This window comes from Nostoc sp. C96 (assembly GCF_059384975.1).
Genome location: NZ_CM182020.1, coordinates 1,658,777 through 1,671,818 on the forward strand (window position 1 = coordinate 1,658,777; position 13,042 = coordinate 1,671,818).

General features: G+C 39.7%; 12 protein-coding genes. 6 read left to right on the plus strand and 6 right to left on the minus strand.

Going from position 1 to position 13,042, the window contains the following annotated elements; all coding sequences use genetic code 11:
- The first annotated feature begins 66 nt into the window (after positions 1–66).
- A complete protein-coding gene (locus tag AC504W_RS07135; protein WP_494877035.1) occupies positions 67–2,127 on the plus strand; it encodes a ribonuclease catalytic domain-containing protein in 2,061 nt (686 codons plus the stop codon).
- A gap of 124 nt (positions 2,128–2,251) precedes the next feature.
- Here AC504W_RS07135 and AC504W_RS07140 read toward each other — a convergent pair whose 3' ends face one another.
- Complete coding sequence (locus tag AC504W_RS07140) at positions 2,252–2,665, minus strand: ketosteroid isomerase family protein (protein WP_494877036.1); 414 nt, start codon at positions 2,663–2,665, stop codon at positions 2,252–2,254.
- Positions 2,666–3,020: 355 nt separating this feature from the next.
- Between AC504W_RS07140 and queG the strand changes: the two genes are divergently transcribed.
- On the plus strand, positions 3,021–3,995 hold the full coding sequence (gene queG / locus AC504W_RS07145; RefSeq protein ID WP_494877038.1) for a tRNA epoxyqueuosine(34) reductase QueG: 975 nt from the start codon (positions 3,021–3,023) through the stop codon (positions 3,993–3,995).
- The gene (locus tag AC504W_RS07150; protein WP_494877040.1) at positions 3,970–4,605 is read left to right on the plus strand and encodes an HAD-IA family hydrolase; all 636 of its coding nucleotides are present in this window, start codon (positions 3,970–3,972) and stop codon (positions 4,603–4,605) included. Before queG ends, AC504W_RS07150 begins: the two co-directional genes overlap by 26 nt.
- A gap of 110 nt (positions 4,606–4,715) precedes the next feature.
- On the opposite strand, the gene AC504W_RS07155 is transcribed toward AC504W_RS07150, so the two are convergent.
- Positions 4,716–5,090, minus strand: a complete 375-nt coding sequence (locus AC504W_RS07155) for a hypothetical protein (RefSeq protein WP_494877041.1) — start codon at positions 5,088–5,090, stop codon at positions 4,716–4,718.
- A 216-nt stretch (positions 5,091–5,306) separates the two neighbouring features.
- Between AC504W_RS07155 and AC504W_RS07160 the strand changes: the two genes are divergently transcribed.
- Positions 5,307–5,837, plus strand: a complete 531-nt coding sequence (locus AC504W_RS07160; protein ID WP_494877042.1) for an orange carotenoid protein N-terminal domain-containing protein — start codon at positions 5,307–5,309, stop codon at positions 5,835–5,837.
- Between the two features lie 75 nt (positions 5,838–5,912).
- Here AC504W_RS07160 and AC504W_RS07165 read toward each other — a convergent pair whose 3' ends face one another.
- The 3 genes from AC504W_RS07165 to AC504W_RS07175 all read right to left on the minus strand — a co-directional run bounded on the left by AC504W_RS07165 (position 5,913) and on the right by AC504W_RS07175 (position 9,014).
- The gene (locus AC504W_RS07165; protein ID WP_494877043.1) at positions 5,913–6,671 is read right to left on the minus strand and encodes an ABC transporter ATP-binding protein; all 759 of its coding nucleotides are present in this window, start codon (positions 6,669–6,671) and stop codon (positions 5,913–5,915) included.
- A 233-nt stretch (positions 6,672–6,904) separates the two neighbouring features.
- Positions 6,905–7,444 (minus strand): hypothetical protein, encoded by a 540-nt coding sequence (locus AC504W_RS07170; RefSeq protein WP_494877045.1) that lies wholly within the window; start codon positions 7,442–7,444, stop codon positions 6,905–6,907.
- Positions 7,445–7,667: 223 nt separating this feature from the next.
- Positions 7,668–9,014, minus strand: a complete 1,347-nt coding sequence (locus tag AC504W_RS07175; protein ID WP_494877046.1) for a helix-hairpin-helix domain-containing protein — start codon at positions 9,012–9,014, stop codon at positions 7,668–7,670.
- Between the two features lie 386 nt (positions 9,015–9,400).
- Between AC504W_RS07175 and gatA the strand changes: the two genes are divergently transcribed.
- Positions 9,401–10,858, plus strand: a complete 1,458-nt coding sequence (gatA, locus tag AC504W_RS07180) for an Asp-tRNA(Asn)/Glu-tRNA(Gln) amidotransferase subunit GatA (RefSeq protein ID WP_494877047.1) — start codon at positions 9,401–9,403, stop codon at positions 10,856–10,858.
- A gap of 82 nt (positions 10,859–10,940) precedes the next feature.
- Here the strand turns inward: gatA and AC504W_RS07185 are convergent, their stop codons facing one another.
- The gene (locus AC504W_RS07185; protein WP_494877048.1) at positions 10,941–11,804 is read right to left on the minus strand and encodes a helix-turn-helix domain-containing protein; all 864 of its coding nucleotides are present in this window, start codon (positions 11,802–11,804) and stop codon (positions 10,941–10,943) included.
- Positions 11,805–12,053: 249 nt separating this feature from the next.
- Between AC504W_RS07185 and AC504W_RS07190 the strand changes: the two genes are divergently transcribed.
- Complete coding sequence (locus AC504W_RS07190; protein WP_494877050.1) at positions 12,054–12,956, plus strand: alpha/beta hydrolase; 903 nt, start codon at positions 12,054–12,056, stop codon at positions 12,954–12,956.
- Positions 12,957–13,042 lie beyond the last annotated feature (86 nt).

A 13,042-nucleotide genomic window follows, 5' to 3' on the forward strand; every position in this document is an offset into this window, starting at 1 on the left:
GGGATTCGAGATTATTTAATCTAAAACCCAAAATCCAAAATCTAAAATTATAAGAGTGCGAGAGTTGTGGAGAAGGGGACGCTAGTTGAATTTAGGGTTCAAGGCGATCGCCGTCTGGGTGTGGTAGATCGTCCAGATGGGAAGACCCGTTGGTTTGTGGTAGATGAACGCGGTCAATCCCACAGCCTCGCGCCGAGACAAATTACATATACAGTTAACGGACAAACCTATAAGTCCGCTGAAATTCCTAAATTTCTAGAAGAAATCAAGCCTTATTTAGACCCATCTAGTTTAGAAGTGGCTTGGGAATTATTGGTGGAGGACGGAGAGGCAGTCACACCATCGCAAATGGCGAATCTGCTGTTTTCCGAATCAGAACCAGCCCCTTGTTATGCAGCCCATTGCTTGCTATCAGATGATAAACTCTACTTCAAGCAAAAAGGTGATGCTTACGAACCGCGCACAACGGCGCAGGTAGCAGAACGAAAACACCAAATAGAAGTAGAAACCCTCAAAGCTAAGGGACAGCAAGAATTTTTAGTGCGGGTAGAAGAAGCACTCAAAGGTGAAGCGGTAGAATGGCAACGGCACGATCGCCATCGCCTAGAAGCATTAGAAAAATACGCAGCCTTAATGGCAGATATTGTGCGGGAGGGAGTAAAATATGATGCCCTGGCGAGGGCTTACCCTCCTCCAGCACCAGTCTTAGAAACGATGAATATGCTGGGGCGGCCGGCCACCCCTCAAGGAGCTTTTCAATTATTAATAGACCTGGGCTGGTGGAGTCCTTATGAAAACTTGTTCCTGCGTCGTTCGTCAATTCCAGTTCAGTTTCCTAGCAAGGTATTAGAAGTGGCGCAACAGCGTTTGGATTCCCCAACAACAGACTTAGATACAAATCGCCTAGATTTGACTCATCTGAAGGTTTACACAATTGATGATGAAAGTACAACTGAGATAGATGATGGTCTGAGTTGGGAATCACTTTCTGATGGTAGAGAAAGATTATGGGTACATATTGCTGACCCCACACGCTGGTTAGAACCAGAAGATGATTTAGATTTAGAAGCCAGAAAACGGGGCAGTACAGTATATTTGCCCACAGGTATGGTTCCTATGTTCCCAGAAATATTGGCGACTGGGCCGATGAGTTTGGTACAGGGAAAAATTTGTTGCGCTCTAAGCTTTGGAATTATTTTAGATAGCAATGGAGCAGTAGAAGATTACAGCATTCATGCCAGCTTGATTAAACCAACTTATCGCCTCACCTATGAAGATGTGGATGAGATGGTGCAAATAGGCGTGCAAGCAGAACCAGAAATTGAAGCGATCGCCAATTGGGCAAAAAAACGTAAGTCTTGGCGTTACAACCAAGGAGCCATCAGCATTAATATGCCAGAGGCGATGATTAAAGTCAAAGGCGACGATATTAGTATTGATATTTTAGATGATTCATCATCGCGGCAATTAGTAGCAGAAATGATGATTCTTGCAGGTGAAGTAGCAGCGCGTTACGGTAAAACTCATAATATACCCTTACCTTTTCGCGGTCAGCCACAGCCAGAATTACCGCCAGAAGAAGAGTTAATTCAGCTACCAGCCGGGTTTGTCCGTGCTTGTGCAATGCGGCGGTGTATGCCCAAAAGTGAAATGAGTATCACACCTCTTCGTCATGCAGGTTTGGGTTTAGATACCTATACTCAAGCAACTTCTCCCATCCGTCGCTACAGTGATTTACTCACCCATTTTCAACTTAAAGCCCACTTGCGGGGTGAAGTTTTGCCATTTTCCGCCGACCAACTCAAAGAAGTGATGATGACCGTATCTACCATTACCCAAGAAGTAACAATGGTAGAACGACAAACTAATAGATATTGGGCTTTAGAATATCTCCGTCGTCATCCAGAACAAGTTTGGTCAGTCACAGTTTTAATGTGGTTGCGAGAAGACAGTAACTTAGCACTAATTTTATTAGAAGATTTGGGCTTGCAGTTACCAATGATTTTTAAACGTTCGGCGACATTAGGCGAACAGTTATTAGTAAAAGTGAGCATCGCTGATCCACAAAAAGACATGATCCAGTTTCAGGAAATCATGTATCAAGAAGCTCAATCTGCGGCGAATTAATTCCTGCTGTCTATAGATAAAGTAAGTAGCGATTGACTTAGTTAAAATATAAATGCAAACGCAGCTGACAGGTCTGGCAGCTTGAAATGATGCTGCATAACAAACCCCTTGCAGCGGACGGAAGCTATTTTTCTGGCCGCAAAGCTAATAATTCTTGGGGAGAAGCTAATAGTTTAATTTTGGTATAAGTAATTTGTCGTTGTTGATTCAAAATAAATAGCCAGATGACATTCACACCACACCAAGAGGTTTGAGCTTTACCTGTCACCTGAACTTGAATTTGGTTATTTTCTAAATTATCAATAATTCCTTGTTGGGGATAGGCTTTAATACCTTGGGCTTCTTGTTGTAAATAAGCTGCGATCGCAGCTTCGCCCACAATACCAGATTCAAAGGGCGCATACATCACACCATCTTCGGCAAACAGTGAAGCTGTTTGTTGAAATTGACCAGCATTTAAAGTAGCAAAATAATTTAAGATAGAAGGCTCTGAAATTCCTGCAATTTTAATTGCTTCTATAGATTCAGCAGTTTTCATAAAAGTACCAGATATTAAACGTACTGAAAATTATTTTGAATCTAAAAGTCAAGATAAAAAAGCAACTGTCGAGGTAAATTATTAATTTAGGCTATTTCTTAAGAAAGAACTTGTTCCCAGATAAAAATCCGGGAACAGTTTTTGGTAAATCATTGAGGTTGGGAGGATCTGGCAATAGTTGGAGGTTCACATTACTTTTTGTTACTTTTCCTCTTACTCTCCAATGTTGCATCATTTATTTACAAATTGCAAATAAAATTTACAAATAGGTTAGAAGGTAAATTTTCTATGGCAGATTTGACTGTATACTGTATAATTAAATGTCCCAAATGTGGGCAGAATTTAGCTCAAAAACATGAATCAAAGTTCTGCAACCAGCAGTAGGACAGTAAAAGAACAAGCTTTAGATTTAGGCTTTCACAAAGTTGGAATTGCTGCTGTAGACGAAGTAGATAATACAGAAGTTCAGAGACTGCAAGCATGGATAGCGCTAGGTTATCACGCTGATATGAAATGGATGGATAACCCCAAGCGGCAAGATATTCGTTTAGTTATGCCAGAGGCGCGATCGCTTGTGTGTGTGGCGCTGAATTACTACACCCCACATCAGCGCCCAGAAGGTGAAGAATATGCCAAAATATCTCGCTATGGTTGGGGGCGAGATTATCACAAGGTGATGCACAAAAAACTCAAGCAGTTGACGACTTGGCTAGAATCACTAGGTGAAGACGTGAAAGCAAGATACTATGCAGATACTGGCCCGGTACAAGATAAAATTTGGGCGCAAAAAGCGGGAATTGGTTGGATTGCCAAAAATGGGAATGTGATTACTAGAGAGTATGGCTCTTGGGTGTTTTTAGGGGAAGTTGTGACAAATTTAGAACTAGAATGCGATCGCCCCCATACACAACATTGCGGTAGCTGTACTCGTTGTTTAACAGCTTGTCCCACAGGTGCAATTACCCAACCCTTTGTCGTGGATGCTAATCGCTGCATTGCTTATCATACAATTGAAAATCGGGGGGAAAAATTACCAGAAGCGATCGCACCACACTTACAAGGCTGGGTGGCGGGTTGCGACATTTGCCAAGATGTCTGTCCTTGGAATCAACGATTTGCCAAGACAACTGACGTAGCAGATTTTCAGCCTTATCCTGGGAATATTGCGCCCAAGCTGATAGAATTAGCAAAAATCTCAGATGAGGAGTGGGACAGACAATTTCCGGCATCAGCGTTGCGGCGGATTAAGCCAGAAATGTTAAGACGGAATGCCCGTGCTAATCTTGACGCATCCCAGCAAAATAATGACTCAGAAAGTAATTGTTTTTGATTTTGATGGCACAATTGCAGATACAGTAGATGCTCTTATAGGTATTGCCAATCGTTTAGCTACAGAGTTTGGCTATAAACAAATCACTCCTGAACAACTCGCTTATTTAAGGAATTTAACTTCTAGAGAAATTATTAAATATTCAGGTGTTTCTCTACTAAAAATTCCCTTTTTACTCAAAAAAGTTAAATCAGAACTGAAAAATAAAATTCACGAATTTCATCCAATTCCAGGAATTAAAGAAGCACTCACAGAACTGAAAAATCAAGGTTATAAGTTAGGGATTATCACATCTAACTCTAAGGAAAATGTTACAGCTTTCCTGACAAATCACGATTTAGATAACCTCTTTGATTTTATTTATTCAGGAGTAACTATTTTTGGCAAAACTACAATCATAAATAACGTATTAAAGCAAAAGCAACTCTCAACTCAAGCCGTGATTTATGTTGGTGATGAAACTAGAGATATAGAAGCTTCCAGGAAGGCTAATATTAAAGTAGTTGCAGTCACTTGGGGATTTAATTCTCCAGAAGTATTATCAAAGCAAAAGCCTGACTTTCTAATTCACCATCCAAGTGAACTACTAGATGTTGTACAAAATTGTTGATCATTAGCCAATAGTCCTCCGTCATTTTTTCTTTGTTAAGAAATTAAAATGAGGAAGAGAAGCAATCATTCATGACTTTGGACTATTGACTATTGACTTTGGACTATTAACTATTTTTGAGGTTGACCCTTTTCGATAGCTTGTTTGACTAAATCATCGCTAACATTTGAGACACCTTCGTTACGAGAACCACCAACTTCTTTAGCTAAGTCTAAATAATCATCAGGATTACCTGTAGGCTGCGCTTCAGTAGTTCTATCTTCTGCTTCTGGAACTTCAAATTTAGGTGCGGTTGCTGTTTCAGCAGCGGCGGCTCCTTCAGGAGTACGATCTATTTCACTGACACTAAATTGTTGTGCGGCGGCGTAATCTGCATCAAAATCTACTTTTTGTACTTTTTCTTCACCACTAGCCATATTTTCTGCGGCTAATTGTGCATCGTGGGTAGTAGCTTCATTGGGATTCGGTTTTATTGTATCAGCCATAATTTAACACTTGTGTAATTTTTATTAAATGCTGGGGCGATTCTAGCAAGATAAATTACTGAACTACTGCCATCTAGGGAGGGATTCTAACCTCTATTAAAAGATAGATATAAGTTTTAATTACAAATTAAAATAAGTCTTTCTCTAGGAGGGAGATCATAATTATCAAAATTTGTTAACTCTTAGTTTGATATGTTAATTTCCCGGTGATAAATTATGACTGCAAGTTACGATAAAAGCGCTCCTCAAGCATTAAGTAATGAAACCCAAAATGTTGTACAAGCCTTTAATAAGTTAGAAACTGATGCTAAATTAGCATGGTTTTATTTTGTTTATGAAAACATGGGTGATTCCATTACTCCTGCGGCTCCGGCTGCGGCAGAACCTGAATTAGCACCTCTTTTATTAAATGACTATTTGCTACTTTCTGAGGAAGAGCAATTAAATGTTATGCGGGACATAGTTAACCGCAAAGACACAGAATATTCTCGCGCCTATGGTGCATTAAAAGAAAATAACCAATTGTTAGTTTGGTATGTTTGGGCAGTAGCTATGGGTGAATCTGTAGTTGATTTTCCCGATGATTATGAACCAGGTAAGGCAATTAATGATTTGCTGTCTCAAATTGAAGGATTAGATTTTGAAGCGCAAATGTCAGTTTTTAGAACCATTGCGGGCGAAATGGGCTATAGTGACGTGAAGCCAATTGAAACACAAGCAGAAACTGGCAAAACTTCAAGTCTTTAATCATTCGAGAGAAACAAGCTCCCCGACTGCTCTAAGAAGTCGGGGAGCTTGACAAAAAGAATTCTTAAGTTTTGCTCAAACAGCCAATTTAGTCAAATCGGTTGGTGTGAGATGAGAGTGTATGACTTCACCATCACGGAACCAAACGATGCGTTGGGTTTGACGGGCTACTTCTGGTTCGTGAGTAACCATGACAACGGTGATACCACTGGCGTTTAACTCGGTGAAAATATCTAACACTTCTTGAGTGGTGCGAGAGTCAAGTGCGCCTGTGGGTTCATCTGCGAGGAGAACCACGGGACGGTTGACAATTGCACGAGCGATCGCTACTCTTTGTTGTTGTCCGCCTGAGAGTTGATTTGGTTTATTGTTGAGGCGTTTTTCTAAGCCAACGCGTGTGAGAGCAACAACGGCGCGATCGCGTCTTTCTGTCGGGTTAACATTAGCATAAGCCATTGGTAAAATCACGTTTTCTAAGGCGGTAAGTTGGGGTAAAAGGTGAAATTGTTGGAAGACAAACCCCAGCTTTTTGTTACGGATATGTGCTAAAGCTTGATCATTCATTTGGGCAACATCGACGTTATCTAAATAATAATGTCCATCTGTGGGACGATCTAAACAGCCAATAATATTCATAGCTGTAGATTTACCTGAACCAGAAGGCCCCATAATTGAACAATATTCGCCTTCGTTGATAATTAAGTTAACATTATTCAGGGCTTTGACTTCAGTTTCGCCACTACCGTAGACTTTAAAGATATTTTCTAAACGAATGATTGCCGATTTTGGTACAGGATTAGGAACTAGAGAATCGGTCATTGAGATAGTTGTCATAAATATTCAGTTATCACTTTATTTATCTCCTATTTCTAGGATAGTCTTTGTGTTTAGTTAACAGTGCTTAAACACGCTTGTTTATCTCTTTTAGCCACTACGTATATATAAAAAAGATTAATCAAAACATTAGAGACGCGAAGTTTCGCGTCTCTAGGAATTTGTTATTAACATAAAATCAAAATATAGTTTAATACAAATTAAGTGAAAAATTAATAGGATTAAAACAATAGTTAAATGCTTCTTTTGTAGGTTCTACGCCACTTTTCTAGTTGATCAATCGCTATTGACTTAGTAATTACATTCATACCATTACCTCGCCATTCAACGTCTGCATCCGTAGTGAAAACACCACATTCTAATTGATTCAGCTTAATATCCCAATATTCACTAAATCGGTTTTTCAAAGTAATGACTTGTTCAAATACTTTGTTGCGATGTTTATTGCGTCTTTTTCTTTCTGTGGCACCAGTTGCTTCTGTATCAATAAATTTAGTTTCGATCAGCAACAGATTTCCTTGTAATGTCAGATAGACAAAATCACATTTTCCTAAATCGGTGTAATCGGCAATTGGCGACTTTTCAAATAAAAGTAATTCACAACATTCAGGAAACAAATTCTTGATATTTAAAAATAGATAAGCTTGTAACAGTAGTTCCTTATCGTAAGGAAAAACTATTACCCCTTCAAAAAACTGTTTGATGTCTTCTTGGGTTTGTGGTTGAATTTTTTTACAATAAGAAACAAATCTATGTAAGTCATTTGCAATCATCCAGCTTTAGCTCCTTCACTTAGCAATATTCAACTCCTTATGGCATAAAAAAATACCATTATCTCCCAGAAAACATCATCCGCATAAGTCACTAAAAAAACGAGTTAACGACAGTATTGCTACGACAATATACTGTTGACGAAGCAGTATTTTAGATATTAAGTAGTTTATGTGATTTAAATCCAGGTAATTTTTATTACACAATTTATTTCGTAATCTCTGCTCAACTACTAGTCAATTGTTTTACATGAGCCAGGAATCTAGCATTTTGTAGTGCTAAAACTGTTGAGCGTGAATCTTGCACCCAAAATTGTCGTCCAAACCGGACAAGTTGACGAGAGTTTCCAGTCTGGACAATTCCAATCACAGGGACTTTGGCATTTTCTTTATCCCCTGACAGTTCTTTCAGAATATTTCTTAATTTATGGCGTTCTTCAATTGTGATTGCTTGCTGAGGAGTCAACTCTACCATCACCAGTTGTACTGTTTCGACTGGTTCAGCATCTTCCACAATTAATTGTACTTGTTCATCTCTTCTATCGACTTTACCCCAAATAATTAATCTGGCATCAACTTCTAGGGAATTACTGACTCGTTCATAAGTTTTAGGAAAGACGACTGCTTCTAATTGTGCAGTTAAATCTTCTATCTGCAAAATTGCCATTGGATCACCTTTTTTGGTCATGACTTTCTTGACGTTATTTAACATCACAACTGCACAAAGTAGCGTGTCTTCTTTCTGCTCACTTAGTTGTGATAAGTTAATTGGCGCTAAAATAGAAGATGAGTGTTTAATAGATTTCAGCGGATGATCTGAGACATAAAATCCTAGGATTTCTTTTTCCATCTGCAACTTTTTCTGCGGCGGAAAATCGGGTACAGGTTGAGCTTTGGGGACAGAATCAAAGACATTATTAACTGGTTTAGCAGTAGGAGCAAAACCGCCTAATAAATCAAACAAATTACCTTGGCCACTGGCTCTATCTTTAGCACGGGATTGCGCCCAATCATAAACAAGCTCTAGGTCTTTAATTAATTGGTGGCGATTGAGGTCTATTTTGTCAAAAGCTCCACAATAAATCAGCGATTCTAAAGTCCGACGGTTAACTGCACGCAAATCGACGCGATCGCAAAAATCAGACAGTGATTTAAACTCGCCTTGCTGCTCACGGGCTTCTAAAATACAGGCGATGGCGTTTTGTCCCACATTCCGTACCGCGGAAAATCCAAATAAAATCTTGCCCCCCACGGGTGTAAAATCTACACCAGAGCGATTAATATCCGGAGGCTCTATTTGAATATTCATACTCAAACAAGTAGAAATATATTTCTGTACCTTGTCTGTATCCCCACTGTTAGCAGTTAACAGGGCGGCCATATACTCTAATGGATAATTCGCTTTTAAATATGCAGTTTGATACGTCACATATCCATAAGCCGTTGAGTGCGATTTATTAAAGCAATTAGATGCTATTAAACGATTTTCAATGACAAAATTATGGTCTTGCTCTACGCCAATATCATAGACATTTGCTTGACCAATATATTTACGAGTAATTATTTTGACCATCTTCCTTTCCCTCGCAACAAAATTAATAAAATTGCATAATATTACTTCAATTAGCCATCAATAGCTAGACTTAAAAGTTTGCTTGCCTAAGTTGCACTACTATCCTCTTACACGACAATAACTGAAATTTATAGCTAAGTTAATAGTCCAAATTTTATAATTTGCAAACATGCGGTTATCAAGTATGTATTTGCTGTTTTGGGAAAGTATGAAATAAATAGCCCGTCAAACTGAAGTCTGAGGCTATACCAACAAAATTCACGCTGGCGGGTTGGGAGATAATCGCGTATTTCTCCAGTTCAGACTTCACTCTTCAGACTTCAGACTTTCCTAATAGCCCGCAATATGTACTAAAATCAATGACTTGAGTTACCAAGAGAGCAGTCATGGCATCCATACGCGAGTTGCACGAACAGCTAATTAAAAAAGAACGTTCTGCCGTTGAAATTACCCAAGAAGCTTTGGACAAAATTCAAGCATTAGAGCCGAAACTGCACAGTTTCCTGCACATAACGGCACAACAGGCGTTAGATCAAGCTCGTGCTGTAGATGCCAAAATCGCTGCTGGTGAAGCAATTAGCCCCCTAGCAGGGATTCCTATTGGCATCAAAGATAATATGTGTACCAAGGGAATTCCCACCACCTGTGCTTCTCGGATTTTAGAAAATTTTGTGCCACCCTATGAATCAACAGTGACACAAAAACTGCTAGATGCTGGGGCTGTGATGGTTGGTAAAACCAATTTAGATGAATTTGCGATGGGTAGTTCCACAGAAAATTCTGCCTACCAAGTCACAGCAAATCCGTGGGATTTAACACGGGTTCCAGGTGGTTCTTCTGGAGGTTCAGCCGCAGCCGTCGCCGGGGGAGAATGTGTTGTTTCCCTTGGTTCTGATACTGGTGGTTCCATTCGCCAACCTGCATCTTTTTGTGGCGTAGTTGGGATGAAACCCACCTATGGGCTAGTTTCTCGTTACGGTTTGGTGGCTTACGCTTCATCGTTGGATCAAATTGGCCCCTTTGGACGCTCTGTTGAAGATACAGCAATTTTGCTCAGAGCGATCGCAGGTTATGATGCCAAAGATTCCACCAGCCTAAAAGTAGAAATTCCTGACTATGCTGCTACCCTAAAACCAGACCTCAAAGCTAGACGAAAGGTGCGAATTGGGGTAATTACAGAAACTTTTGGTGAAGGCTTAGACTCAGTTGTGGAGGCGGCTGTGACTAAAGCCATCGATCAATTACAAATGTTGGGAGCAGAAATTCATATAATTTCTTGTCCGCGTTTCCGCTATGGCTTACCTAGCTACTACATAATTGCCCCATCTGAAGCGTCAGCCAACCTCGCTCGTTACGATGGCGTAAAATATGGCTTGCGTACACCAGATGCAGATAATTTGCTGTCTATGTACACTCGTACCCGTGCAAGTGGTTTTGGTACAGAAGTCAAACGCCGGATTATGATTGGCACTTATGCCCTATCTGCTGGGTATTATGATGCTTACTATCTCAAAGCTCAAAAAGTCCGCACCCTCATTAAGCAAGACTTTGAAAATGCGTTTAAAAAAGTTGATGTGTTAGTTACTCCTACCGCACCCACTACAGCATTTAAAGCTGGGGAAAAAACCACAGATCCCTTGAGTATGTACTTAAATGACCTGATGACGATTCCCGTCAATCTGGCTGGTTTACCTGGGATAAATGTACCCTGTGGTTTTGATGACAATGGCTTACCCATTGGCTTGCAAGTAATTGGTAATGTTCTCAGAGAAGACCAAATTCTTCAAGTAGCTTACGCTTATGAACAATCAACTACTTGGCATCTACGTCAACCGGAACTATAGTACTGAGTGCTGTTAGTGGTAGCGGGGCGCTCAGCCCGTGCTGAGTACTGTAGGATAATTACAAAGGACAAATGACCATTGACTATTGACCATTGATCTTTGATCCTTGACTGTTTACTTCTGGAGTGAATGTGACTTCTTTGATTTTACCCAGAGTTCCTAGGGGTGTTGCTGGTTGATTATTTACAGAAACTAAGACAACACCCGCATTCCCAGAACGAACAGTCAACTGTTTTTTTGCTGTCCAGGTTTTACGTACTCCCTTTTTTAAGTTGCCCACAAATTCAGTTTTGCCGTCAACTTTGACTTGTAACCACGATTTACCTTGAAGCTCTAAGGTGACGGCTACAGGTTGACTCAGGCTGTCTTTAGGCGATGCGATGACAGGTAACGGAGTTGGGGGATTTTGAGCAGATATTGAGGTTGATGCCTGATTGGCAGATGGATAAGATTGCTCTGTTGGTAATGATGCAGGTGTAGATAATGCTGCGGTTGTTTGTTTTTTGGGTGTGCCAAAGTTGAATTTTTTTACGAGAGATTCTGCCGAAAATTGGGGATTAAGTACATACATAAGCCCAGCAGCCGCAACTAATAACAAGACGAAGTAAGGAATAAACAGCGGTAAAGAAAATCTTGAGTTCTTCTCTACGTTTTGACTAAAATTTTTATCAAGTGCGAGAGGATTAACTTCAGTTGAAAAAGTTTTGGACAAAGCAGCACCATCTAATCCGATAACATCTGCATAACGACGGATAAATCCTTGAATATAAACAGGTTCAGGTAAGTCATCGAATTTACCAGCATCTAAAGCTTTTAAGCAAGCAAGTCGAATATTTGTCTTTAGTGCTATCTCTTCGAGTTGGATAGATTTTTCTTGTCTTACTTGTCTTAAAGTATTACTTATTTTTTGCAACTGTTCTTTTTGATTTTCTTGTAAGAGGCTCACAATCTTCTCCTAAAATTGACTCATGTTTACCATTTAACAGAGGAATTACTAAATTAATACCAATTTTTTGACTATTTTAATTCTAATTGGCAAACAATATATTAAACTTTTAAGTTATTTATTTGCTTGTGAAGATGCTCAATCAGCCTCCAGATAAATCTAGGAGGTCAATCTAAAATTGCTTTTGCCCCTATACGAAAAAAGCAAAAACTGCTATACAAGGATTCTTTAAAGCATAAAATTGCCCACATGAAAATCCACAAGCAGCAATTGTTATTGTTATTAGGGTTGAGGCGGCTACTTGTTGTTGGAATAATTGTAGCGATCGCTTACTGTAGCATCTGTATATTTCTCTTTGTCCAGCAACCTAAGTTCATCTTTTTTCCCTCCCGTGTCATCGAAAAAACACCAGAGTTATTCAATCTGCCTTATCAAGAAGTTTGGCTACCTGTAAAAACTAGCTTGGGAAAGGTGGAAAAAATCCACGGTTGGTGGATTAAAGCTAATCAGCCTGATGCCAAGGTGTTGTTATATCTGCACGGGAACGGCATTAATATTGGCGCAAATATAGCTCATACCCATCGATTTTATCAACTAGGATTTTCGGTGCTGCTGATTGATTATCGGGGATATGGTCGCAGTCAAGGGGATTTTCCTAATGAAATGAGGGTATATCAAGATGCTGCGACAGCTTGGGAATATCTCACCCAACAACAGCAGATTCCCCCCCAGGACATTTTTATTTATGGTCATTCTTTAGGTGGTGCGATCGCTATTGATTTGGCAGTTAAACACCCCCAAGCCGCTGGGTTGATTGTAGAAAGCTCGTTTACATCTCTGTACGATATGGTATCGACTCGGAAATGGTTTGCGATATTCCCCATCAATTTAATCCTGACACAGCGCTTTGAATCTATCAAAAAAGTATCACAGTTACAAATGCCCGTTTTATTTATTCACGGAACTGGTGATTCTACTGTCCCGTCTTTGATGAGTCAAAAACTGTATGATGCTGCGCCTGAACCAAAGCAGTTAATTTTAGTTCCCGGTGCAGAACATAACGATGTAGCTGTAGTCTCTGGTGGCAAATATCTGCAATGGGTACAGTCATTTATTCAAAAAGTTCAGTTACGTAATCATTCTCATATTTAACTCTAAATAAACGCAGAGATGTTAGGGATTAGCCAGAATTTTTCTGTATGATTACTGAGTTGTGAATTCTTTCCTTTACACCTCTC

Excerpts from the sequence above, each read along its gene's own strand:
- AC504W_RS07140 (WP_494877036.1), bottom strand. The coding sequence starts at position 2,665 with ATGAAAACTGCTGAATCTATAGAAGCAATTAAAATTGCAGGAATTTCA.
- queG (WP_494877038.1), top strand. The coding sequence starts at position 3,021 with ATGAATCAAAGTTCTGCAACCAGCAGTAGGACAGTAAAAGAACAAGCT.
- AC504W_RS07150 (WP_494877040.1), top strand. The coding sequence starts at position 3,970 with ATGACTCAGAAAGTAATTGTTTTTGATTTTGATGGCACAATTGCAGAT.
- AC504W_RS07155 (WP_494877041.1), bottom strand. The coding sequence starts at position 5,090 with ATGGCTGATACAATAAAACCGAATCCCAATGAAGCTACTACCCACGAT.
- AC504W_RS07160 (WP_494877042.1), top strand. The coding sequence starts at position 5,307 with ATGACTGCAAGTTACGATAAAAGCGCTCCTCAAGCATTAAGTAATGAA.
- AC504W_RS07165 (WP_494877043.1), bottom strand. The coding sequence starts at position 6,671 with ATGACAACTATCTCAATGACCGATTCTCTAGTTCCTAATCCTGTACCA.
- AC504W_RS07170 (WP_494877045.1), bottom strand. The coding sequence starts at position 7,444 with ATGATTGCAAATGACTTACATAGATTTGTTTCTTATTGTAAAAAAATT.
- AC504W_RS07175 (WP_494877046.1), bottom strand. The coding sequence starts at position 9,014 with ATGGTCAAAATAATTACTCGTAAATATATTGGTCAAGCAAATGTCTAT.
- gatA (WP_494877047.1), top strand. The coding sequence starts at position 9,401 with ATGGCATCCATACGCGAGTTGCACGAACAGCTAATTAAAAAAGAACGT.
- AC504W_RS07190 (WP_494877050.1), top strand. The coding sequence starts at position 12,054 with ATGAAAATCCACAAGCAGCAATTGTTATTGTTATTAGGGTTGAGGCGG.